General features: G+C 64.3%; 23 protein-coding genes. 17 read left to right on the forward strand and 6 right to left on the reverse strand.

Annotation, left to right across the window (positions count from 1 at the left end; genetic code table 11):
* The 3 genes from AC1DZU_RS11815 to AC1DZU_RS11825 all read left to right on the forward strand — a co-directional run bounded on the left by AC1DZU_RS11815 (window position 1) and on the right by AC1DZU_RS11825 (window position 3,486).
* Window positions 1–1,287, forward strand: a complete 1,287-nt coding sequence (locus AC1DZU_RS11815) for a glutamate-5-semialdehyde dehydrogenase (protein WP_477284760.1) — start codon at window positions 1–3, stop codon at window positions 1,285–1,287.
* A gap of 251 nt (window positions 1,288–1,538) precedes the next feature.
* The gene (locus AC1DZU_RS11820; RefSeq protein WP_477285439.1) at window positions 1,539–2,126 is read left to right on the forward strand and encodes a nicotinate-nucleotide adenylyltransferase; all 588 of its coding nucleotides are present in this window, start codon (window positions 1,539–1,541) and stop codon (window positions 2,124–2,126) included.
* Between the two features lie 67 nt (window positions 2,127–2,193).
* On the forward strand, window positions 2,194–3,486 hold the full coding sequence (locus AC1DZU_RS11825; protein ID WP_477284762.1) for an MFS transporter: 1,293 nt from the start codon (window positions 2,194–2,196) through the stop codon (window positions 3,484–3,486).
* A 53-nt stretch (window positions 3,487–3,539) separates the two neighbouring features.
* Here the strand turns inward: AC1DZU_RS11825 and AC1DZU_RS11830 are convergent, their stop codons facing one another.
* Window positions 3,540–4,391 carry a mechanosensitive ion channel family protein gene (locus AC1DZU_RS11830; RefSeq protein WP_477284764.1) on the reverse strand — a complete coding sequence of 284 codons (852 nt, stop codon included), beginning with the start codon at window positions 4,389–4,391 and terminating at the stop codon, window positions 3,540–3,542.
* Window positions 4,392–4,633: 242 nt separating this feature from the next.
* On the opposite strand from AC1DZU_RS11830, the gene rsfS reads away from it, so the two are divergent.
* The 10 genes from rsfS to AC1DZU_RS11880 all read left to right on the forward strand — a co-directional run bounded on the left by rsfS (window position 4,634) and on the right by AC1DZU_RS11880 (window position 14,377).
* On the forward strand, window positions 4,634–5,011 hold the full coding sequence (gene rsfS, locus AC1DZU_RS11835) for a ribosome silencing factor (protein WP_091578959.1): 378 nt from the start codon (window positions 4,634–4,636) through the stop codon (window positions 5,009–5,011).
* Window positions 5,012–5,089: 78 nt separating this feature from the next.
* Entirely contained in the window at window positions 5,090–5,572 is a 483-nt protein-coding gene (gene rlmH, locus AC1DZU_RS11840; RefSeq protein WP_477284767.1) for a 23S rRNA (pseudouridine(1915)-N(3))-methyltransferase RlmH, read from the forward strand.
* A gap of 143 nt (window positions 5,573–5,715) precedes the next feature.
* A complete protein-coding gene (locus AC1DZU_RS11845) occupies window positions 5,716–7,062 on the forward strand; it encodes a murein hydrolase activator EnvC family protein (RefSeq protein WP_477284769.1) in 1,347 nt (448 codons plus the stop codon).
* A gap of 1 nt (window position 7,063) precedes the next feature.
* A complete protein-coding gene (locus AC1DZU_RS11850; protein WP_167365099.1) occupies window positions 7,064–8,395 on the forward strand; it encodes a S41 family peptidase in 1,332 nt (443 codons plus the stop codon).
* A 280-nt stretch (window positions 8,396–8,675) separates the two neighbouring features.
* Entirely contained in the window at window positions 8,676–9,854 is a 1,179-nt protein-coding gene (locus AC1DZU_RS11855) for a divergent polysaccharide deacetylase family protein (protein ID WP_477284771.1), read from the forward strand.
* Window positions 9,855–9,903: 49 nt separating this feature from the next.
* Window positions 9,904–10,422: an RNA pyrophosphohydrolase gene (locus tag AC1DZU_RS11860; protein ID WP_477284773.1), complete on the forward strand. Its 519-nt coding sequence runs from the start codon at window positions 9,904–9,906 to the stop codon at window positions 10,420–10,422.
* Window positions 10,423–10,602: 180 nt separating this feature from the next.
* On the forward strand, window positions 10,603–11,742 hold the full coding sequence (gene alr / locus AC1DZU_RS11865) for an alanine racemase (RefSeq protein ID WP_477284775.1): 1,140 nt from the start codon (window positions 10,603–10,605) through the stop codon (window positions 11,740–11,742).
* A 276-nt stretch (window positions 11,743–12,018) separates the two neighbouring features.
* Complete coding sequence (rnk, locus tag AC1DZU_RS11870) at window positions 12,019–12,441, forward strand: nucleoside diphosphate kinase regulator (protein WP_477284777.1); 423 nt, start codon at window positions 12,019–12,021, stop codon at window positions 12,439–12,441.
* A gap of 35 nt (window positions 12,442–12,476) precedes the next feature.
* A complete protein-coding gene (locus tag AC1DZU_RS11875) occupies window positions 12,477–12,998 on the forward strand; it encodes a GreA/GreB family elongation factor (protein WP_477284779.1) in 522 nt (173 codons plus the stop codon).
* A gap of 122 nt (window positions 12,999–13,120) precedes the next feature.
* On the forward strand, window positions 13,121–14,377 hold the full coding sequence (locus AC1DZU_RS11880; protein WP_477284781.1) for a D-amino acid dehydrogenase: 1,257 nt from the start codon (window positions 13,121–13,123) through the stop codon (window positions 14,375–14,377).
* A gap of 77 nt (window positions 14,378–14,454) precedes the next feature.
* On the opposite strand, the gene AC1DZU_RS11885 is transcribed toward AC1DZU_RS11880, so the two are convergent.
* The 3 genes from AC1DZU_RS11885 to AC1DZU_RS11895 form a co-directional block, all read right to left on the reverse strand.
* Window positions 14,455–16,620 carry a phospholipase D-like domain-containing protein gene (locus AC1DZU_RS11885; protein WP_477284783.1) on the reverse strand — a complete coding sequence of 722 codons (2,166 nt, stop codon included), beginning with the start codon at window positions 16,618–16,620 and terminating at the stop codon, window positions 14,455–14,457.
* Window positions 16,617–17,060, reverse strand: a complete 444-nt coding sequence (locus tag AC1DZU_RS11890; protein WP_477284785.1) for a hypothetical protein — start codon at window positions 17,058–17,060, stop codon at window positions 16,617–16,619. Before AC1DZU_RS11890 ends, AC1DZU_RS11885 begins: the two co-directional genes overlap by 4 nt.
* A gap of 113 nt (window positions 17,061–17,173) precedes the next feature.
* Window positions 17,174–18,055, reverse strand: a complete 882-nt coding sequence (locus tag AC1DZU_RS11895) for a LysR family transcriptional regulator (RefSeq protein ID WP_477284787.1) — start codon at window positions 18,053–18,055, stop codon at window positions 17,174–17,176.
* Window positions 18,056–18,426: 371 nt separating this feature from the next.
* On the opposite strand from AC1DZU_RS11895, the gene AC1DZU_RS11900 reads away from it, so the two are divergent.
* Window positions 18,427–19,923 carry a CoA-acylating methylmalonate-semialdehyde dehydrogenase gene (locus AC1DZU_RS11900; protein WP_095084206.1) on the forward strand — a complete coding sequence of 499 codons (1,497 nt, stop codon included), beginning with the start codon at window positions 18,427–18,429 and terminating at the stop codon, window positions 19,921–19,923.
* A gap of 170 nt (window positions 19,924–20,093) precedes the next feature.
* Here the strand turns inward: AC1DZU_RS11900 and AC1DZU_RS11905 are convergent, their stop codons facing one another.
* Window positions 20,094–20,423, reverse strand: a complete 330-nt coding sequence (locus AC1DZU_RS11905) for a nuclear transport factor 2 family protein (protein ID WP_477284789.1) — start codon at window positions 20,421–20,423, stop codon at window positions 20,094–20,096.
* 132 nt (window positions 20,424–20,555) lie between these two features.
* Here AC1DZU_RS11905 and AC1DZU_RS11910 point away from each other — a divergent pair, with 132 nt between their 5' ends.
* Together AC1DZU_RS11910 and AC1DZU_RS11915 are read left to right on the forward strand one after the other, a co-directional pair.
* Window positions 20,556–20,921, forward strand: a complete 366-nt coding sequence (locus tag AC1DZU_RS11910; RefSeq protein WP_477284791.1) for a winged helix-turn-helix transcriptional regulator — start codon at window positions 20,556–20,558, stop codon at window positions 20,919–20,921.
* A 230-nt stretch (window positions 20,922–21,151) separates the two neighbouring features.
* Window positions 21,152–21,469: a hypothetical protein gene (locus AC1DZU_RS11915; protein ID WP_477284793.1), complete on the forward strand. Its 318-nt coding sequence runs from the start codon at window positions 21,152–21,154 to the stop codon at window positions 21,467–21,469.
* A 9-nt stretch (window positions 21,470–21,478) separates the two neighbouring features.
* Here AC1DZU_RS11915 and AC1DZU_RS11920 read toward each other — a convergent pair whose 3' ends face one another.
* Complete coding sequence (locus AC1DZU_RS11920; protein WP_477285441.1) at window positions 21,479–22,132, reverse strand: GntR family transcriptional regulator; 654 nt, start codon at window positions 22,130–22,132, stop codon at window positions 21,479–21,481.
* 111 nt (window positions 22,133–22,243) lie between these two features.
* Between AC1DZU_RS11920 and AC1DZU_RS11925 the strand changes: the two genes are divergently transcribed.
* Window positions 22,244–23,137, forward strand: coding sequence for a dihydrodipicolinate synthase family protein (locus AC1DZU_RS11925; protein ID WP_477284795.1), 894 nt, complete (start codon window positions 22,244–22,246; stop codon window positions 23,135–23,137).
* Window positions 23,138–23,151: the final 14 nt, after the last annotated feature.

Below are 23,151 nucleotides of genomic sequence, written 5' to 3' on the forward strand. Positions count from 1 at the left end.
ATGCTGAAGCTGCATGAAAAATCCGGGGACGACACGGTGGCGCTGATGGCCGATATCGGCCGCCGCGCCCGCGCTGCCGCCCGACCGCTGGCCATCGCCACCACCGCCGCCAAGAACGCTGCACTTGTCGCCATGGCCGAGGCAATCGTCGCCGGCGAGCAGGATATTCTCGACGCCAACGCCATCGATGTCTCGAATGGCGAGGAGTCCGGGCTTTCCGCTTCGTTCATGGACCGGCTGAAGCTCAATCGGGCGCGCATCCGCGCCATGGCCGACGGTATCCGGGAAATCGCCGAACTCAGCGACCCGGTCGGCGACGTCATCGCCGCGTGGGACCGGCCGAACGGCCTCAATATCGAACGCGTGCGCACGCCGCTCGGCGTCGTCGGCGTCATCTATGAGAGCCGGCCGAACGTCACGGCGGATGCCGGCGCGCTCTGCCTCAAGGCCGGCAATCCGGTGATCCTGCGCGGCGGCTCGGATTCGCTCAATTCGTCGGCGGCCATCCATGCCTGCCTGGTCGAGGGGCTGAAGGCCGCCGGCCTGCCGGAAGACGCCATCCAACTGGTGCCGACCACCGATCGCGCCGCCGTCGGCGAGATGCTCAAAGGGCTCGACGGCACGCTCGACGTCATCATTCCGCGCGGCGGAAAAAGCCTTGTCGGGCGGGTGCAAACCGAGGCGCGGGTGCCGGTGTTCGCCCATCTCGAAGGCATCTGCCACCTCTACATCGATCGGTCGGCCAAGCTCGACATGGCGGTGCGGATCGCCGTCAACGCCAAGATGCGGCGCACCGGGGTCTGCGGCGCCGCCGAAACGCTGCTGGTCGACCGCACCGTTGCCGCCACGCATCTGGTGCCGATCCTCGACGCCCTGCGCGCCGCCGGCTGCGAAATCCATGCCGATGCCGAGGTACTGAAGGCATTTTCCGATGCCAAGCCGGCCACTGATCTCGACTGGGTGACCGAGTATCTCGACGCCATCATCGCGGTGAAGCTGGTCGACGGCGTCGCAGGTGCGATCGACCACATCGAAACCTTCTCCTCGCATCACACCGAGGCGATCGTCGCCGAGGACGCGCAGGCGGTGGAAAAGTTCTTCAACGAGATCGATTCGGCAATCCTGCTGCACAACGCCTCGACGCAGTTCGCCGATGGCGGCGAGTTCGGCATGGGCGCCGAGATCGGCATCGCCACCGGCAAGATGCATGCGCGCGGGCCGGTCGGCGTCGAGCAGTTGACCTCCTTCAAATACCGCGTGCACGGGTCGGGACAGGTGAGGCCTTGAAGCTTTTCGTCGTTAGAGCCTGAGGCCCTTGCGCCCAGCCACCCCCCTCTGTCCTGCCGGACATCTCCCACTCATGGGGGGAGATTGGCTGTCATGTATGGTTTCGCCAATCGCCGGCCTTGCAGGATCTGCGCTGTCCATGAAGCTGCCAATCTCCCCCCTTGAGGGGGAGATGCCCGGCAGGGCAGAGGGGGGCGATTAGCGCCATGCTGTCATCGCCCCAGCCCATTATTTCCTCTCGCTACCTCAAGATGCCGCATGCCGAAAAGGGGCTCGCTGTCGGCCTGTTCGGCGGTTCGTTCAATCCGCCGCATGCCGGCCATGCCTTGGTCGCCGAAATCGGGCTCAGACGCCTGGCGCTCGACCAGTTGTGGTGGATGGTGACGCCTGGCAACCCTTTGAAGAGCACGCGCGAACTGGCGCCGCTCGGCGAGCGGCTGCAGCTCTCGGAGCAGATCGCCAAGAACCCGAAGATCAAGGTCACCGCGTTCGAGGCGGCGCATCACGTTCGCTTCACCGCCGACGCGCTGGCGCTGGTCAAGGCGCGCAATCCTGGCGTCGACTTCGTCTGGATCATGGGCGCCGATAGCTTGCGCGATTTCCATCGCTGGCAGCGCTGGCGCGAGATCGTCATGACCTTCCCGATTGCCGTCATCGACCGTCCGGGCGCGACGCTGTCGTTCCTGTCGTCGGTCGTCGCCAAGACCTTCGACTATGCGCGCGTCGACGAAGGGGATGCGCCAAGGCTTGCTCGCATGAAGGCGCCGGCCTGGACCTTCATCCACGGCCCGCGCTCGTCGCTGTCGTCGAGCGCGATCCGCAGACTGGCCAAGGGTTGAGGCGCTCACCCGGCGATGTCGCTTTTATCGCTTCCTTTGCCCGTTTCATGGGCAATCCTGAGCAGGCATGACTATCCCCAGGAAACACCACGCCGAAGCCGGGCACGGCGATGAGCCCACGCCGCTGATCGCGATTGCCAGCGTCATCGTGTCGATGGCGCTGATCGCCGTCGGCAATGGGCTGATGTTTGCCTATATCCCGGTCCGGCTTGGCGCCGAGGGCTTCGATCCGACCTGGGCCGGCCTGATCATCACCGGACTTTCGGCCGGCGGCCTCGCCGGCTGTATCCTGACCGGACCGCTGGTGCGAAGGGTCGGCCATGCCCGCGCCTTCATGGTGCTGTCGGCGCTGATTGCGCTGGCCAATGCCGCTGTCGGCGCCGGCCCGCATCCGTTGCTCTGGATCGCTGCCCGTGCGCTCTACGGCTTTGCCATATGCGGTCTGTTCATCGTCGCGCAAAGCTGGCTGAACGATGCCGTTGCCAATGCCATCCGTGGCAGGGTGATGGCGTTCTTCTACGTCGCCTATGTCGCCGGTCTCGGCGTCGGCTATGCGACGCTGGCTTTTGTCGACATCAGGACCGCGGACGCGCCGCTGATCGGCATCGCCTTCACGGCAGTGTCGATCCTGCCCGTGGGGTTGACCAGGCTTGCCCAGCCGCCGCCGCCGCAAGCGGCCTCGGTGGCGCTCGGCCGGGCCTGGCGGATTTCGCCGGTCGGCGTCGCCGGCATGCTTGCGGTCGGCGGCCTGTCGATGTCGATCGCCGGCTTCGCGCCGATCCATGCCACCGCCAAGGGCTACAGCCAGGCCGACGTCGCCCTGTTGCTTTCGGCGATGCCGGTCGGCACGCTGATCCTGCAGATACCGCTCGGCTGGATTTCCGACCGAACCGACCGCCGCTATGTGCTGATCGCCGCAGCCGCGCTCGCCATGGTCGCCGGCCTGCTCGCGCTCGGGTTCGATGGCGGCGCGTTGGCGGTTCTGGTGGTGATCTACATCGTCTGGGATGGCGCCTCGGAATCGATCTATTCGCTGGCCAGTGCGCATGCCGCCGACCGCGCCGGCAAGGACGACTTGGTGGCGCTGTCCAGCTCGCTGTTGTTTGCCTGGTCGCTTTCGGGCTTCATCGTGCCCGGCATCGTGACCGCGCTGTCGGCCGTCTTCGGGACGCAGGCCTTCATCTACGTGGCGATCGTCATCGCCTGCGCCTTCTGCCTGTTCGTGCTTTTGCGCGTGGTGACGACGCAGGCCGTCCCCGCCGCCGAGACCGGCAGTTTCGCGCCGATGACAGCGCAGGCGCCGTTGCCGCTCGAACTCGCCTTCGGACCGGACGACCAGCCCCGGAACCGGGGCAACTGATTAGCTAGAGCACGATCTTTTCCGAAAACCGAAGCCGCCTTCGGGATCATGCTTTATTGCCGGCGGGCTTCCGGCGCCGGCGCTTCAGGTGGCGGCACCGGGATCGATATGCCTTCCGCGTCGAATTCCTGCTTGGCGCGCTTGGTGAGATCTGCCTGGGTGGCAAAGAAATCCGCGGCCGATGTCCAGTAGCGCAAGGCGATGGAGACCGTGCTTTCACCCAATGATGCGACGAAAGCGATCGGCGCCGGGTCGCGTTTGACCCGGCGCTCCGCGGCGGCGATGGCAAGCAGCGTCTTCTGGGCGCGGTCGATGTCGTTCCAGGAGCCGATCGAGAGCGTGATGTCGCCGCGGCGGACGCCGTTGCGCGTGTAGTTGCGTACCGGCTGGTTCCATAGCGTCGAATTGGGCGCCAGGATGTAGACGCCGTCAGCGGTCCTGAGCCTCGTCGCGAAGAGGCCGATCTCCTCGATCGAGCCGGCAATCGAACCGACCTCGACTGATTCGCCGATACGGAACGGTCGCAGCGCCAGGAGCATGATGCCGGCCGCGATATTCTGCAGCGTGCCTTGCAGCGCCAGGCCGATGGCAAGACCGATGGCGCCGATGGCGGCAATGATCGACGCCGTCTGCACGCCGAACTGGCCGAGCACCATGATCGTGACGAGCATCAGGATGGCATAGCGGACGATCTTCGAGAAGAAATGCCGCAACGTCGCGTCGAAGCCATGGATGTGGCCGAGACCAGCGGAGATTGAACGCTCGGCAAGGCCGGCAACGATATAGCCGACAACCAAGAGGATGACGGCGCCGATGGCGGAGAAGGCGTAGGAAACGATCAGCGTGCTGAGTTGCGCAAGGGCGGTCTGCACGGTGAGAAGGGTGTTCTGCGGGTCAATAGGCATGGGGAAAATCCGGTTGGTGGGCGATCCGATAACCCATGCAGGCGCCATGGGTTCCGATCTTTTCCCGCATGCTGTGGAACCGCGGGACCGACAATACGTTCGTGCGCGACAGGGCGCCGTCTTGAAACTGCAACGGAACTCTGCCTATCTAAGTGGTGTCACCTGCTTTTGGGGGTGATTTGGTTGTTCTTGCTGCGAAAGGAAATACACTGAGAACAGCACTGCGGAAGAAGGCCGATATCATGCCTTCGCCGGCCGGGATCAGCGTAAACGACGCCGTGTCCCGCGCCATCAAGACAGTCCTTGCCAGTCTGGAAGACTCCAAGGCCGAAAACATCGTCTCAATCGACATTCAGGGGAAATCGAGCCTCGGCGACTACATGGTCGTCGCGTCGGGCCGATCGCACCGTCATGTCTCGGCTGTCGCCGATCACCTGCTCAAGGCGCTCAAGGATGCCGGTCTCGGCACGGCGCGCGTCGAGGGGCTGGCAGGCGCCGACTGGGTCCTGATCGATTCGGGCGACATCATCGTCCATGTCTTCCGTCCCGAAGTCCGCGAATTCTACAATCTCGAAAAGATGTGGCAGGCGCCGGACCTCGAGGAAGAGACCCTCCACTAAGCCGCCTTTGTTTGATGCATGCCCCAAAACCAGTTCCCACCATTGGGTGACATGCATTAGCGGCTCATAGAGGCGAGGATGAAGGTATCAGTTCATGCCGTGGGCCGGATGAAAGCCGGCCCCGAGAAGCAGCTCGCCGACCGCTATTTCGAGCGCTTTGCCAAAAGCGGCCCGGCGGTGGGGCTCGAATTTGCCGGCGTGACCGAAATCGCCGAGGGGCGCTCGCAGACCGCCAACGAGCGCCGGCGCGACGAAGGCCAGAAGCTGCAGGGGCAGTTGCAGCCCGGCACCGCACTGATCTTGCTCGACGAACGCGGCAAGAATTTCTCCTCCGAAGACTTTGCGGGACGCATCGGCCAGCTGCGCGATGGCGGTCGCAAGGCGCTGGTCATCGCCATCGGCGGCGCCGACGGGCACGATCAGCCGCTGCGCGATCAAGCAGAATTGGTGATGTCGTTCGGATTGCTGACCTGGCCGCACCAACTGGTGCGCGTGATGCTGGGGGAGCAGCTGTACCGGGCCGCGACCATCCTGTCCGGCCATCCCTATCATCGTTCGTAACCAGTGGTTTGACGCGACCATACGGATTTCCGCCCCAATGCGCCACCAGACTGCACCAATTGGGGCTCTCGAACATCGTTTAGGGGGGCTTTCGAACATGGTTGATTGTTCGTTAACGAAGCCACGCATAGAGTCGGGCTTCAATGTCTGAAGACTGGAAATCATTGCGGACGGCCTCATGGCGCGCGCGCTGCGGCATCGCGGCGGCGGTGCTCGTGCTGTCGTTGCATGCGGTGCGGGCTGAGAATACGCTCGACCTTACCCCCGATCCGGACCAGAGCCGCGCCGAATACGAACAGGTCTCGAAGGAGATCACGCTGTCGTCCGAGCGCCTGGCCAAGCTCGCCGCCGACATCGCGACGATCAAGAAGGACCATGCCTCGATCACCGCCGCCTTGATCCAGTCGGCGATGACCGAGCAGAAACTCGGCCAGGACATCGAGGATATCGGCGCCAAGCTGGAAGGGCTGAAGGGCCAGGAACAGAAGATCCGCACCTCGCTTGCGGCACGGCGCGACGTGCTGGCCGAAGTGCTGGGCGCGCTGCAGCGCATGGGGCTCAACCCGCCACCGGCGATCCTGGTCAAGCCCGAGGACGCGCTGTCGTCGGTGCGCAGTGCCATCCTGCTCGGCGCCGTGGTGCCGGAACTGCGCCAGCAGACCGATAGCCTGCTGGCCGATCTCAAGGAGCAGTCGCGGGTGACGGCCTCGATCGAGGCCGAACGGGCGCGGTTGACGGCGGCGGTTGGCGACCAGACAGCGGAAAAGAAGCGGCTCGGCATGCTGCTGGAGGCCAAGCAGAAGCTCGAAGCCGACACGCAAACGCAAATGGTCGCTGAAAAGCAGCGGTCCGAGGCGCTAGCCGCCAAAGCCGGCAGCCTGAAGGACTTGATCGCCTCGCTCGAAGCCGACAAGAGCCGCAAGGCGGCTGATGCGGCCAAGGCCGCCGAGCAGAAGACGGCGGACGGCGACAAGACGTCAGCGCCGGCGGAGACCCCAGCGGAATTGGCGTCCCTGCCTGTACCGGAAGGCAATCGACTTGCCGCAGCGGCACCCTTTTCGGCGCTGCAGGGGCAGATCGCATTGCCGGTGACCGGCCGCATCAAACGGCGATTCGGCGCCGAGGACGGTAACGGGGCGGTGATGCTTGGCGACATGGTTGCGACACAATCGGGAGCCATCGTCACCGCGCCGGCGGATGGGAATGTGCTTTATGCGGGGCCGTTTCGCTCGTATGGTCAACTCTTGATCCTGAACGCAGGCGACGGTTATCATGTCGTTTTGGCGGGGATGAGCAGAATCAGCGTCGCGACTGGCCAATCAGTGCTCGCAGGAGAGCCGGTCGGCGCGATGGGAGAGGCCCGGGTGGCGAGCACCTCGGTTTCGAAGAATGGAAATGCCACACCGGAACTCTATGTCGAGTTCCGCAAGGATGGAAAACCCGTCGATCCGGCCCCATGGTGGGCGGACCGTTTTTCTGGAAGGACGTGAAATGATGCGGAAACTGTCGCTTCTGTTTGCCGGTGCGCTGATGGGCGCGTCCGCCATGAGCCTTGTTTATGGCACACCCGGCTCGGCGGCGAACGCTGCAGGGTCGGAGACCTACAAGCAACTGGCTATCTTCGGCGATATCTTCGAGCGGGTGCGGGCACAATATGTGACGCCGCCCGACGACAAGTCGCTGGTCGAGAACGCCATCAACGGCATGCTTGCCTCGCTTGACCCGCACTCCTCCTACATGAACGCCGAGCAGGCGCAGGACATGCGCGTGCAGACCAAGGGTGAGTTCGGTGGCCTCGGCATCGAGGTCACCATGGAAAACGACCTGGTCAAGGTGATCACGCCGATCGACGACACCCCGGCCGCCAAGGCAGGCGTGCTGGCCGGCGACTATATCGCCAAGATCGACGGCGAGGAGGTTCGCGGCCTGACCCTCAACGACGCAGTCGAGAAGATGCGCGGCCTGGTCAACACGCCGATCAAGCTCACCATCCTGCGCCAGGGCGCCGACAAGCCGATCGAACTGACGGTCGTGCGCGACATCATCAAGGTCAAGGCGGTCAAGTTCCGGGTCGAGAACGACATCGGCTACATGAAGATCACCTCCTTCACCGAAAAGACCTATGACGACCTCGAGAACGCCATCGACACCATCAAGAAGCAGGTGCCGAACGACAAGCTCAAGGGCTATGTGCTCGATCTGCGCCTCAATCCGGGCGGCCTGCTCGACCAGGCGGTGAGCGTCTCCGATGCGTTCCTCAACCGCGGCGAGATCGTCTCGACGCGCGGTCGCGATCCGAAGGACGTCACCCGTTTCGACGCCAAGCCCAAGCAGGTCGACGACATCAACGGCAAGCCGATGATCGTGCTCGTCAATGGCGGCTCGGCCAGTGCGTCTGAAATCGTCGCCGGCGCGTTGCAGGATCTGCGCCGCGTCACAGTGGTCGGCACGCAGTCCTTCGGCAAGGGCTCGGTGCAGACCATCATTCCGCTCGGCGAAAACGGTGCGCTGCGGCTGACGACGGCGCTCTATTACACGCCGTCCGGCAAGTCGATCCAGGGCAAGGGCATCACGCCCGACATCAAGGTCGACCAGCCGCTGCCGCCGGAACTGCAGGGCAGGGACCTGACGCGCGGCGAATCCGACCTCAAGGGCCATATCAAGGGCGCCGACGAGAGCTCGACCGGTTCAGGCTCCGCAGCCTATGTGCCGCCGGATCCGAAGGACGATCTGCAGCTCATCTATGCCGAACAGCTGCTGCGCGGCCAGAAGACCGATCCGGCTTTCCCGCCCAATCCGGAAAAGGCCGTTCTCAACCAGTAAAGCTCTGGAGCGGCGCAAGCGCCGCTCCAGTTTTTATTTGGGCATCGGATTTTCCCAAAACCGGATTCCACTTTTGGGTCCGATGCCAGGGGCCGACAACAGGTCTGGCCGCCTGATGGAAGCAATGCGATGCTGCCGGGACCGAAGGGTTCCGGCAGTTTGATTCGGGGCAAGGCGAAGCCCTGGGATGCGGCGCCAGGGATGCGCCAAGATTGATGAATTCGCGCATGTCTTTTCGAAGGTGATTCGCCTTCGGAGCGATGCGCCCCGGGGATGCGGCTTGGCTGACATAGGCAAGGATATCGAACGCCCGCTCGGACAGGCCGTCCGGTCGCCGCGCGCCGCCGGCAAGCTCAGCGTCGGTACGGTCGCGGCAACCGTGGTCGTGCTGGCGGTGGTCGGCGTCTCCGGTGCGATCGCGCTGAGGGAGAAGCCGTTTCGCAAGCCGCAAGAGGTCGCCGTGTCGATGCCGAAAGTGACGGCGACGGTCGAGCCCGCTGCCGCGCCGGCCGCTTTGGCCCCGGTCGCCGCAGCCAAGCCGGAAGCGCCGGCCAAGACGGGCGGGCCGCAGATCATCCATGTGCCGACGGAAGAGGGTGATGGCCCGCCCAAGGCGATCGTGATCCACGACCCGTCGACCCTCGGCCAGAATTTGAAGATCGCGCACATCCCCGACAAGGCGCTGATCGAAACCAGCGAAACCGGGCCTTTGCCTATCCGCGCCGCCGATGGCCGGCGGCCGTTCGACGTCTATGCGCGACCCTGGTCAGGCGCGCGCGGTGCGCGCGTGGCGATCGTCATCGGCGGGCTTGCGGTTTCGCAGACCGGCACCCAGGCGGCCATCGCCAAGCTGCCGGCGGAGGTGACGCTGGCCTTCGCGCCGCAAGGCAACAGCATCGGCCGCTGGATGCAGGCGGCGCGGCAGGCCGGCCACGAGATCGTCATGCAGGTGCCGCTCGAACCGTTCGACTATCCGAACATCAACCCCGGCCGCAACACGCTGACGGTGGCGGCGAGTGCGGATGAGAATTTGAAGAACCTGCACTGGGCGCTGTCGCGGACGACAAACTACACCGGCGTCATGAACTACATGGGCGCGCGGTTTTCCGCCGACGCTACGGCGATGGAGCCGTTCATGGCCGAACTCGGCAAGCGGGGCCTAGCCTATATCGACGATGGCTCGTCGGCACGCAGCCTGGCGCCGGACCTGGCGTTGAAGGACGGCGTGCCCTTCGTCTCCGGCGATACGGCGATCGATGCCGTGCAGGATCGAGGCGCCATCCTGAAGAAACTCGACGGGCTGGAAGCCACCGCGCGCGCCAAAGGCTTTGCAGTCGGCATCGGCTCGGCCTTCGACCTGACGGTCGACACCGTGTCGACCTGGGTGACCGAGGCCAAGAAGCGCGGCATCGAGATCGTGCCGATTTCGGCGGTGGTCATCGATCCGCAAAAAGGCTAGCGATCCTCCCCAGTATCGAAATTCCAGCAACGGCCGGAACGAGGGCAAGATGGCTAAGAAGACTGTTGATCGCGAAACGTTGCCGTATCGTCCCTGTGTCGGGCTGATGATCCTCAACGCCGAGGGTCTGGTCTGGGTCGGGCATCGCATTGCCGAACCGGACAGCGAATTCGCCGGCACCACACAGCTCTGGCAGATGCCACAGGGCGGCATCGACAAGGGCGAGGAGCCGTTGCAGGCGGCCGAGCGCGAGCTCTATGAAGAGACAGGCATGCGCGGCGTCTCGCTGCTCGCCGAGGCGCCGGACTGGATCAATTACGATTTGCCGGACCACCTCGTCGGCATTGCCTTCAAGGGCAGGTATCGCGGCCAGACGCAGAAATGGTTCGCCTTCCGCTTTCACGGCGACGTCGGCGAGATCCAGATCAATCCGCCGCCGGGCGGACACACCGCCGAATTCGACAAATGGGCATGGCGGCCGATGCAGGACCTGCCCGACCTGATCGTGCGGTTCAAGCGCCATGTCTACGAGGAAGTAGTGGCGGCGTTCCGGCATCTGGCGCAATAGCCTCGACACTAGACGACGGCAGTTGCCGCGTCGGCCTGGCGGTTCTATTGATGTCTAAAGCGCGTCGCGTTTGAACGGATTCAAGCGACGCGCTTCAGGCTTTTGTTTTATGCATGTCGTTCTCCCAAAACCGGGACCACTTTTGGGCGACATGCACTATCCGCCACGAGAAGGGTCGCCATGAACGACGCCCCCAAGAGGTCGCTGCCCGAGGACATCGCCGCCACAGACGAAGCGGTGGCTGGCGCCATTCTGACCATCGACCTTGGCGCGATCCGTAAAAACTACCGGCGGCTGAAAGCGCACCTGGGCAGCGTGCGCTGCGCAGGCGTGGTCAAGGCCGACGGCTACGGCCTCGGCGCCAGCCAGGTGTCGGCGGCACTCGCCGGCGAAGGTTGCGATATCTTCTTCGTCGCGCTTCTGGGCGAAGGCATCGCCTTGCGCCGCTCGCTCGGGCCGGCTTCCGCCATTTTCGTGCTGAACGGCATTCCGCCCGGTGCCGAGGCCGACGCCGTGGCGGCAAACCTTTCCGCCGTCGTCAACAGCCCCGGACAACTGGCGGCCTGGCGTGCGGCGGCCGGCCGCGCCGGCCGAAAGCTGCCGGCGGCGATCCAGGTCGACAGCGGCATGTCGCGGCTCGGCATGGCGCCCAGGGATGTCGAGCGCGTTGCCGCCGATCCACGTGCCTTCGACGGCATCGATGTCCGTTTTGTCATGAGCCATCTGGCCTGCGCCGACGAGCCGGAGCATCCGGCCAACGAGCGGCAACGACTGGCGTTCGAGCGGCTGCGCGCATTATTGCCGAAGGCGCCGGCCTCGTTCACCAATTCATCCGGCATCTTTCTTGGGCAGCGCTTTCACTATGATCTCGCCCGGCCTGGTGCCGCGCTCTACGGCATCAATCCGACACCGGCCAGGCCGAACCCGATGTTGCCGGTGGTGCGGCTGCAGGCCAAGGTGGTGCAGACACGCATGCTGGAGGCCGGCGTCGGTGTCGGCTATGGCCACACCTTCCGCACCACGGCTCCGCTCACGGCCGCGACGATTTCGCTTGGCTATGCCGATGGCTGGCATCGCCGCGCGGCATCCGCGGCCTGGTTCGAGGGCGTGCGGTTGCCGTTCCTCGGCCGGGTGTCGATGGATTCGATCATTCTCGACATTTCCGCTTTGCCACCCGGCAGGCTGGACGAGGGCGATCTTGTCGAACTGCTCGGCCCCTCGCAAAGCGTCGACGACGCGGCCGGCCATGCCGGCACCATCGGCTACGAAATCCTGACCAGCCTCGGCCACCGCTTTCATCGGCGTTACGTCGACGGTTGAGCGGTTTGGCCACGCTTGACAAGCATGCGCCTGTCGGCAAGGGTCGGTGCATGAGCAACCTCGCCCATATCAGAACCTTGTTCAGGGTCTGCCCGATCGCGGGATCGTAGCCCCGGCGCGGCCGCCTTCTTGGCGTCCGTCCTAACCGGGGCATCCATACATCCAACACCGCCATCAAGCCTGACAGCCCTCGCGGCTGCCGGCTTTTCATCAAGCTGCCGTCAGTACGGCGGCAAGCGCGCATCTATTCGATGCGCCAATCCAAGAGGTTTGCCAATGCAACATGCAGCAGGACTGCGCCCACAGAACCAACTCACGGTCAGCGATGCCGACCATGACAGACTGACAGGCTTGGCGAGAGCGTCGCTCGACCGCACGCCTGATACGGCCGAAGAGCTGCTTTCGGAAATGGACCGGGCCGTCGTCACGGAAGCGGCGGCGATGCCGGCCGGCGTGGTGCAAATGGGCTCGGCAGTGACAATCCGTGGCGAAAGCGGGGACACCCAGCGCATCACGCTCGTCTACCCCGGCGATGCCGATATCACTGAACACAGAATCTCGGTGCTGACACCGATGGGGACGGCGCTCATCGGCGCAACCGTCGGGCAGGCGGTGTGCTGGAGCAGCCGTGGAGGCAGGGAACTGTCGGTGACCGTCGAAGCCGTCGACACGCCCGCCTCCGGCCCGCAGCGGCCCTGATCGTGGAGATGATGATGACAGGCACGAACTGTTGCTTGACGACCAAGGACTTTGCCGTCCTCGAAGTCATGCTGGAGCGTCGGCGGGCATTCGCGGACCCGATGGTGGATATGCTTGAACACAAGCTTGCAAACGCCGATCTCGTCTCGATCGATGTGGTCGAACCCGATATCGTGACGCTGAACAGCAGAGTGATGTTTTGCATCGATGCCGGCCCTGCCGAGACACGAACCCTGGTGCAAAACGAGGTGCGCGGACCGGTCGGCTCCAGCATTACGATCGCAACGAGGCGCGGGCTTTGCATGCTTGGCATGGCGCAAGGCCAGTCGGCCATCATCGAACAGGCCGACGGCAGGCACGAGTCGATCCTGATCAAGGCCGTGCTTTACCAGCCAGAGGCTGCGCGGCGCGCAGTCAAGGAGAAATCCCTAGCCGAGGTGAGGCGACCACATGGGCTCACCCTGGTCTACAGCGCCGCGGCCGACAGGCGGCCTCTTGGCGAGACGGCTGGAATGCGGCAGACAGAAGACGACGACCCCGGTCCATCGGCGGCGTGAACGGGCAACAGTGCATGGTCTCGAAAATCGGAATCGATTTTCGGAAAGGATCATGCGCAAATCGGAAAATGCGGCCGCGTCTATGGGCGTCCGGAAGGACGCGGCACGGCAAGGAGTGAACGATGAAAATCATGGTGCTGGGCGGTGGCGTCATCGGGGTGACCACGGCGTACTATCTCGCCGAGGCCGGCCACGAGGTGACGGTGGTCGATCGCCAGAAAGGCCCGGCGCTGGAAACCAGCTTCGCCAATGCCGGCGAGATTTCGCCCGGCTATGCCTCGCCCTGGGCCGGGCCCGGCATTCCGTTGAAGGCGATCAAGTGGCTGCTGATGAAGCATGGCCCGCTGGTCGTGCGGCCGGCCTTCGACCCGCATATGTGGACATGGCTGGTCAAGATGCTGCGCAATTGCACGGCCGAGCGCTATGCGATCAACAAGGCGCGCATGGTGCCGCTGGCCGAATACAGCCGCGACACGCTGAAGGCGCTGCGCGAGGCGACCGGCATCGCTTATGACGAGCGTGCCCAGGGCACGCTGCAGCTATTTCGCACGCAGAAGCAGCTCGACGGCACCGGTGGCGATGTCGAGGTGCTGAAGAAATATGGGGTGCCCTATGAGATCCTCGACCAGGACGGCTGCATTGCGGCGGAGCCAGGCCTGGCCGGAGTGCGCGAAAAGTTCGTCGGCGGCCTCAGGCTGCCGCGCGACGAGACCGGCGACTGCAAGATGTTCACCGACCGGCTGGCCGAGCTGTGCGTGGCTCGCGGGGTCAAATTCGAATATGGTCTGACGGTTTGGCGCGTCATCCGCAGCCGCAACCGCATCGCCAATCTCAGCACCAGCAAGGGCTGGATGACCGCCGACGCCTATGTGATGGCCATGGGCAGCTATTCGGCGGATTTCATGCGCCGGGTGAAGCGGCCGATCCCGGTCTATCCGGTCAAGGGCTATTCGATCACCGTGCCGATCCAGGATGCCGCCGTGGCACCGGTGTCGACGGTGATGGACGAGACCTACAAGGTGGCGATCACCCGGCTGGGGAACCGCATCCGGGTCGGCGGTACGGCCGAGATTTCCGGCTTCGACCTGAGGCTGCACGAATCGCGACGGCGCACGCTGGAACACTCGGTTGGCGATCTCTTTCCGGGCGCCGGCGCCATGCGGGACGCGACGTTCTGGTGCGGTCTGCGGCCGATGACGCCGGACGGTCCGCCGCTGATCGGCCGCACCGAGCTTTCCAACCTCTATCTCAACACCGGCCACGGCACGCTCGGCTGGACCATGGCGTGCGGCTCGGCCAAGGTGCTGTCCGACATCATCTCGAGTCGGGTGCCGGACATCGATGTCCGCGACCTCGCGCAGGAGCGCTATCTGCGATAAGGCGCCGCGCCGGCGTCGCTCAAGTTTTTACTTTCATGCATGTCGTTGCCCTGGGGACCACTTTTGGGCGACATGCATCAGAACGCCTGTCTCACCCAGTCTTCGTCGAACAGCAGCCGATAGGCCCACGGGATCGTCACGTTGCTGGCGACCGGGTTGGAGTGGGCGAGATAGTCGTCATAGATCGCCTTCATCCTGGTGTAGAAGGCCGGGTCCAGCACCATCATGCCGTTCTCCGAGTCATGGAAGAAGCTTCGGTTGTTGAGATTGACCGAGGAGATGGCGACCAGCCTTTCGTCGATCATCATGATCTTGGAATGCAGCACGACATCGGGCGCCTTGAACTCGCGAATGTCGATGCGGTCGCCATATTTCTCGACGAACAGCTTGTTGAGCGCGGTGAGGAACCTGCCGCCAATATCGCCCTTGAGATCGATACGGCCGACAATGTCGATCCTGACGCCGCGAGCGAGCGCCCGATCGAACGCGTGGCTAAGCTTCGGCGTCAGGTTGAGATAGGGATTGACGATCTGGATATGGTGCTGGGCGGCGTCGACCAGCTCGACGAAATAATCCTCCAGCGCATGGCCATCCGCGTAGGGCACGGAGATGAAGTGCCTCGCCGTGCCTGACGGGCGGCGGCCGTCGGACCGGACCGGAATGGAGAAAGGCCGCGCGATGTTGGTGTCGGCGTCGCGCAGCCACACTGTCGAGAGGTGCGCGGCGAGTGTCTCGACCGTGGTCCGGTCGGTGAACTCGATGTCGAAGTCGCTCCAGTTCGAATAGTAGTTCAGCGAAAAGCCGTCGGTCCTGCCATATTGCTCCAGATCCGGATAGCGGGACAGATCGATCGGCTGGTGGAACAGGAAGCCGTCATGGATGTTGCGGCCGCCGATGATGACGCGCGAGCGCCCGGGATCCTCAGCCAGCGTTGCCAGCATCTTGATATGGTGGGTCTTGTGCAATTGTGAGATCTGCTCGTCGATCGGCGCGCCCCGATCGGCCCGCCAGCGGTATTCCTGCAGCTCGACATTGGGGAATTCAGCCGCCAGCCGGTGCAGCAGCGCATCGTCCTTGTCGCGCTCCAGCACGTCGGTGACCAGGATGCGCACCTTGGTGCCGAGCTCGGCATGGTGGCGGATCAGCCGTTCGATGATGCGGCCGGAAAAATCCGCCTTGAACTCGAGCGACGACAGATAGATCAGCTTCAGCCTTGGCGCCTTCGAGAAATCGAGCGGCAGCTCCGGATCGCCCCTGTCGATGGCGCTGTCGGGCAGCGGCGCTCCCATCAGCGCCTCGACCTTGGCGTTGAAGCCGTCGCGCGACTTGCGCAGCAGGCGCGGCTCTCCGATCGGCAAGGCGCAGGTCTGCGACAGCCAGCGGCTGGCGTAGAAGGCGCGGCTGAGCGGGTCGAGGCCCGTGGGGTCAGGCGTCGGGCAACGCTCGTAGCGGCTGTCGAATGCGGCGAGAGCCGTGTCGGCGGTCTCTTCGCGCCGGATGGTGAGGGGCGCGCCGGCCGGGACAAGGCTGGAGCGGATTCTTGCGGTGCAGCGGTTCAGGCTGTCACTTGGGAACAGGCTGACCGTGTCGTCCTCGCCAGACAGGCGAAAGCGGAATGCCATGCCTGCGGCAATGGTTCGCGAACCGGCGCCGTCGCGCAGTGCCAACGCGCCATCGCATGAGCCCTCGATCTCGGCCGGCTGTTTGCCCGCCTGGCGCAGCACGATCTCGACGCTGCGCGCCTGCAGGCCGGAAAAATCGAATGTCTTTAGCGCCGAAGGCCGTGCTGCCGCGTCGATGTAGAGCGTCTGGCGCGACACCCGCCAGCGTCCGTCGAAATGGCCATCGCCGCTGGCGCCGCCGGTCGGCGGCAGATGCGTTTCGGCAACCGGCTCGGCCAGGCGCTGCAGCGTCCGGTAGGTCGCCTGGAAATCGCTGTCGCGGATTTCATGGCGGTCATGGCCGAACGGACCAGTGCCGTTGGCCCGGTCCATGGCGCCGAGCTGGTGGTCGGCGAGCAGCGCCAGGAACCGCTTTTCATAGTCGCTTGTGCCGGCGTCGCCAAAAAACTGAGCGGCGGCGACCTGCCGCCCGGGCGTGCTGGCCGATAGCGATGGGCGAGCGCAGGCCTCTTGGCCCTGCAGCAGGTCACACGCGTTGCGGCCAGGCGAGCCGGCACAGCCGGCAAGGACAGTGAGCACTAGCCCGGACAGGGCCACGATAATGGCTGCGCGGCAGTTCACCCGGTCGCCCCGGCCTTCAGGACGCTCAGTTGTGCCGGGTCGCGCGGCGGCATGAAGCCCTGCGGGAACACCTTGCAGACTGGGATGGCGAAAGTGGCGATCAGCAGCTCCGCCTCGCCGCGCATCTTGCGGGGTGCTGTCTTGTCGTCGCGTATCGTTTTCGCCGAGGCGACGAGGGCACCATCGCAATCGCAATGATTGTGGCGGGCGATGTAGCAGGCATCATGGATACGGCAGGCTGCGTCGAGGCGATTGACCGGCCGCGCCGACAGATCGCCGGTGCGGGTGCCGGGGCCGCAATAATTGCCGAAGACGAAAGGCGAAGGGCGGGCCATGGCGTAGCGGATCGGCTTGGGCAGGTCGGCCTCCGGCACTTTGGTCCATGGATTGGCGCATGCGGAAAGGAAGAGCAGCGGCAAGATGGCAAGAACGGCTCGCATGTCTATCCGCGCCAGCTTTCTGAAAGAATTCCCACCAGGCGGTCTGCCCGTGGCGGCGACTGCACGCCTGATGCCACACTGGCCGGTTTTGTGGCAAGGAAAAGGCGGCGTGTCTAAACGAACAGGCTTCTCTCCTGCTCCACCGCCTTGGTGATGAAGCTGGCGACGATCTGGACGCGGCGCAGCGGCCGGACCGATTCGTGATAGACCAGCCAATAGGCACGGCGGATGGGTGCGACCACGTCGACGGACACCAGTTCCGGCATCGATCGGGCGACGAAGGTGTGCAGAATGCCGATGCCGGCGCCCGAGCGCACCGCCTCGGCCTGGCCGAGCGCCGAGGAGATGGCGAAGCTGGTGCGCCAGTCCGGACTGAATTCGGCCGCGTAGTCGAGCGAGGGGCTGACGATCAGGTCCGGCACATAGCCGATGAGCGTGTGCTGACCAAGCTCGGCGGCTGTGTTGGGCAAGCCATGCACCTCGGCATAGGCGCGCGAGGCAAACAGGCCGAGCGAATAGTCGACCAGCTTTCCTGCCACCAGCCGCCCCTCAGTCGGCCGCTCGACGGTGATGGCGATGTCCGCCTCGCGTCGCGATAGCGAGAAGGAGCGCGGCACCGGCACAAGCTGGATCGTCAGTTCGCGGTGCAGCGCCGTCAGTGCGCCGAGACGCTTTGCCAGGAAGGCGACGCCAAACCCGTCCGGCGCGCCGATGCGCACCGTGCCGGAAACGTCGTCGCCCTCGCCGGCGACGGTCGAACGCGCGGCGATCATGTCGCCTTCCATGCGCTCGGCAATGTCGAGAAAGCGCTCGCCGGCCGGCGTCAGTTCGCTGCCGGTGGTCAGCCGGCGAAACAGCTTCGTCCGCAGCGCATCCTCGAGTGCGGCGATGCGGCGCGAGACGGTGGCATGGTTGAGCTCCAGCCGCCTGGCGGCGCCAAGGATCTGGCCGGCCCGCGCCACGGCAAGGAAGATGCGGACGTCATCCCAGTTCATGGGGATGGTCCGATCTAATCGTGAACGCCGCGTTCCCGCCCACCCCCCTCTGTCCTGCCGGACATCTCCCCCGCAAGGGGGGAGAGTGGCAGCTCCACCGGCGGCATCTTTGCGGCGTCGAAGGTTTCCGAAGACGAAAGCAACATCCGATCTCCCTCCTTGCGGGGGAGATGTCCGGTAGGACAGAGGGGGGTGGGCGGGAATGCAATCTTTCAATCCTTGGAACGATCGAAGTACCGGATATTTGCGGCAATTAATGCACAGTCGGCCTCCGTTGTCTATTTCATGCACAACGGTTGCGTTCTGGCTCGCGTTGCCATCCGCCGGGCAAAGGCGGACAATGCGCCATCACAAACCCAGGGAGAGAAATCATGATCGACTACGGTCATTTCATCGGCGGCAAGCATGTCGCCGGGACCAGCGGCCGCAAGCAGGATGTCATGCAGCCGATGGACGGTTCCGTGCGTGGCACGGTGGCGCTGGCTTCGCAGGCTGAACTGCGCGCGGCGGTCGAGAATGCCAAGGCAGCACAGCCCAAATGGGCGGCAACCAACCCGCAGCGCCGCGTGCGCGTGCTGATGAAGTTCCTCGAACTTGTCGCCCGCGACTATGACGAACTGGCCGATATCCTGGCGCGCGAGCACGGCAAGACCATCGCCGACGCCAAGGGCGACATCCAGCGCGGCCTCGAAGTGGTCGAGGTCTGCATCGGCGCACCGCATATGATGAAGGGCGAATTCACCGACGGCGCCGGCCCCGGCATCGACGTCTATTCGATGCGCCAGCCGCTCGGCGTCGTCGCCGGCATCACGCCGTTCAACTTCCCGGCGATGATCCCGCTGTGGAAGATCGCGCCGGCCATCGCCTGCGGCAATGCCTTCATCCTGAAGCCGTCGGAGCGCGACCCGGGCGTACCGATGCGCATCGCCGAACTGTTCATCGAAGCCGGCCTGCCGGCAGGCATCCTCAATGTCGTCAACGGCGACAAGGATGTGGTCGATGCCATCCTCGATGATCCCGACATCAAGGCCATCGGCTTTGTCGGCTCGACGCCGATCGCCCACTACATCTATTCGCGCGGCACCGCCGCAGGCAAGCGCGTGCAGTGCTTCGGCGGCGCCAAGAACCATATGATCATCATGCCCGACGCCGACATGGACCAGACCGTCGATGCGCTGATCGGCGCCGGCTACGGCTCGGCTGGCGAGCGCTGCATGGCGATCTCGGTGGCTGTCCCGGTCGGCAACGACACCGCCAACCGGCTGATGGAAAAGCTGATCCCGCGCGTCGAAAGCCTGAAGGTCGGACCTTCGACCGATTCTTCGGCCGATTTCGGCCCGCTGGTGACGGCGCAGGCGCTGGAGCGCGTCAAGGGCTACGTCGACACCGGCGTCAAGGAAGGCGCCAAGCTGGTCGTCGACGGCCGCGGCTTCTCCATGCAGGGCTACGAGGATGGCTACTATATGGGCGGCTGCCTGTTCGACAACGTCACCGCGGACATGCGCATCTACAAGGAAGAGATCTTTGGGCCAGTGCTCTCGGTAGTGCGGGCGCCGACCTATGAGAGCGCGATCAAGCTCGCCAACGACCACGAAATGGGCAATGGCGTCGCCATCTTCACCCGTGACGGTGACGCGGCGCGCGACTTCGCCTCGCGGGTCCAGGTCGGCATGGTCGGTGTCAACGTGCCGATCCCGGTGCCGATCGCCTATTACACCTTCGGCGGCTGGAAGGCGTCCTCCTTCGGCGACCTCAACCAGCATGGCCCGGACGCGTTCCGCTTCTACACCAAGACCAAGACGGTCACCTCGCGCTGGCCGTCCGGCATCAAGGACGGCGCCGAGTTCGTCATCCCGACGATGAACTAGCCGGACGGTTCCTGCTTGCGCGTCCTCGCCTTCGGCTGCGGGCGCGCGGGCAGGCATCAAGGACGGCGCCGAGTTCGTCATCCCGACGATGAACTGAGACCGGAAAACTTTGGACTATGGAGAAGGCGGGTTTATCCCGCCTTCTTCGTTTCTGAGGCTCCGCAGAATGGTCATGCGCCGATCTCCAGCCTTGCGATCCGGCCGTCATGCAGTGTGAAATTGTAATGCAGCGTTGCCGGGCTGCCGGGGAAGTTGCCCGACACGATGCCGGCGATCCGCCACGCGTCGCCTTTGTCCGTCGCGTCGGCGACCTCGACCGTCACCCGGTATTTTCTTGTCGTTGCTTCCATCCAGTCGCGGATGGCGGCCGAACCCCGATGGGTTTCACCTTCGTCCCTGACCGTGGCGTCCGACGAGAAGGGCACGAGCATTGCGTCGATGTCGTGCCTGTTTTTGGCGGCAAAATAGTCTGTGAGCGGCTGCGGAAGTTTCGCGATCATGGTTTCATCTCCGGTTTCAGGTCCTGCCGTAGACGCGAAGGTCCGCGGCCTTGTCCGGCTCCTAAAATGAGATATGCTGAAAAAATGGCAAGAACCGACGAAAAAGTAAGGTACTTACCCGAAAGTAAGGTTATGCCCGAAAGTAAGGCTGGACCCGAAAGCAAGGTTGAGGCGCTGACGCCGGTGTCGGCGGCGAGCGGCGTGGAAAATGTGCTGCGCATCCTAGAAGGCCGCTGGAAGCTGGTGATCCTGTTTCACCTGTTCGGCGGCAAGGTGCTGCGCTTTTCCGATCTCGAACGGGCGATCCCGGCGATCTCGCAGAAGATGCTGATTCAACAACTGAGGCAGATGGAAGCCGACGGGATAGTACGCCGCATCGTGCATCATCAGGTGCCGCCGAAAGTCGAGTACCGCCTGACCGACTGGGGGCAGGCGCTATGTCCGGCTCTCGACGCTCTGCTGAAATGGGCGGCGCTTCGCGACGCCGCGGAAACCTGACGCGGATCGAAGCCATGCCGCGCGCCGCCAGGGCTGAGATGCTGCTTGTTTTCGGATCTGGACCTCACCATATCGAATCCAGGGAATGCGATAAGAATTCCCTGACGACAGACCGGAAACCAGAAGGAGTGACGTGATGAAGACGTCGGACCCGGCCTGGAACGCTCCGGCATAACGAGGCTGCCCATGTGCCTCCCTTTGCCGGATCGTGAAGGCGAAGGAGGTGCCAAATGGCACACAAATTTTCGTTTCGATGGATCAGGATGGCCGTGACCGGCACCGTGCTGGCGCTGTCGACGCTGTCGGCACAGGCGCAATTCATCTGCGGCGGCCACAGCGACCTTGTCGCGGGACTGGCGCAGGCCTTCCAGCAAAAGCAGATCGGCTACGGTGTGGTCGGGCAAGCTGGCATTGTCGAGATCTATGTCTCGGCAAGTGGGACATGGACCATGCTGGTGACCGACGTGCAGGGCCGAAGCTGCATCTTCGCGACTGGTGATGGATGGGAGAATACCGTCTCCGTCACCGCGACGGCGCAAGGGATCTGAACTGCCCGATCAGCGGCGGGTAGCGGCCACCTCGGCGTGGCCGCGCAGCAGGGTTATCAGCCGCTTGGCATCCTTGGCCGCGGCCTCCTCGTCGCCGTCGAGGATCGAGCGGATCAGCGCGACATGATGCTCGGCCGATTCGGCAAGCCCGGTGTCGGCCTTGTAGCGGAACCAGAAGCGGCGGCTGTGGGTTTGCAAGGGAGCTGCCAGGCGGGCGGCGAAAGGATTGTCGGCGGCCAGCGCCAGCGCTTCGTCGAGCGCCTTGTCGGCCTGGATGAAAGCAAGCACGTTGCCGGAGATCACCGCCTTCTGCATGGCCAGGGCTGCTTCGTGAAACATGTCGGCGGCTTCGCGGGTGACGAAGCGGGCGGCCGACCGGGCCAGCACCACCTCGACGCCGCGGCGCGCATCGAGCACGCGCAGCCAGTCGCCGGGATGCAGTGGAGCGATCGCGATGCCGGCGCGCGGCCGCACGTCGAGCAGACCTTCCCAAGCCAGCCGCTGAATTGCCTCGCGCACCGGCGTGCGGCCGAGTGCCAGCCTCTCGATCAAGGCACCCTCGGTGACGAAGCTCGCGGGTGCCAGTTCGAGTGTGACGATCATGTGCTCGAGCACGCGGTAGGCCTTGGCCGCCGCCGGCTCGAATGCAATGCTTGAGTCCATGGATATCAAAGGCGGCCTCCTGATATATCCAGGATATATCATAAGAGATTCCGCATTGACAGACGATTTTCTAACAGATATACCACTGATATATCAGATGGAGACATGACCATGTGGACCGGAGTTTTCCCCGCCGTCACGACCAAATTCACTGCCGACGACCGCCTCGACCATGCCGAGATGGAGCGCTGCTTCGGCCTGCAGATGGAGGCTGGCTGCGACGGCATCATCGTCTGCGGATCGCTCGGCGAAGGGCCGATGCTGTCGCCCGACGAGAAGATCGAGGTGCTGAAGACCGCTCAGAACGTCGCTGGCAAGAAGCCGGTGCTGCTGACGGTCAACGAGGCCGGCACCCGCGAGGCTGCCAGCATTGCGCGCCGCGCCGCCAAGGAAGGCGCCAACGGACTGATGGTGGTGCCGAGCCCGATCTATCACACCAACGCGGAGGAAACGGTCGCGGCGCTGCGCGCTGTCGCGGAGGCTGGCGACCTGCCGGTCATGATCTACTCCAACCGGCTCGCTTACCGTGTCGACGTCACCGTCGACCAGATGGAGGAGCTGGCATCGGACAAGCGTTTCGTCGCCATCAAGGAATCCTCCGACGACATCCGCCGCTCGACCGAGATCATCAATCGCTTGGGCACTCGCTACGACCTGTTCACCGGCGTCGACAATCTCGCTTTCGAGGCGCTGTCGGTCGGCGCCATCGGCTGGGTCGCCGGACTGGTCACCGCGTTTCCGCGCGAGACTGTCGCCATCTACCAGCTGATGAAGCAGGGCCGCCGCGAAGAGGCGCTCGCCATCTACCGCTGGTTCCGGCCGCTGCTCGATCTCGACGTCTCGACTTATCTGGTGCAGAACATCAAGCTTGCCGAAGTGTTCGCCATCCAAACCAATGACCGCGTGCGCATGCCGCGCCAGCCGCTGTCGGGCGAACGCCGCAAGGCAGTCGAAAAGATCGTCAAGGACGCGCTGGCGGTTCGGCCGACACTGCCGCAGTTCTGAGGCCTTCTTCTTCT

This window comes from Mesorhizobium sp. P2_A12 (genome assembly GCF_056405075.1).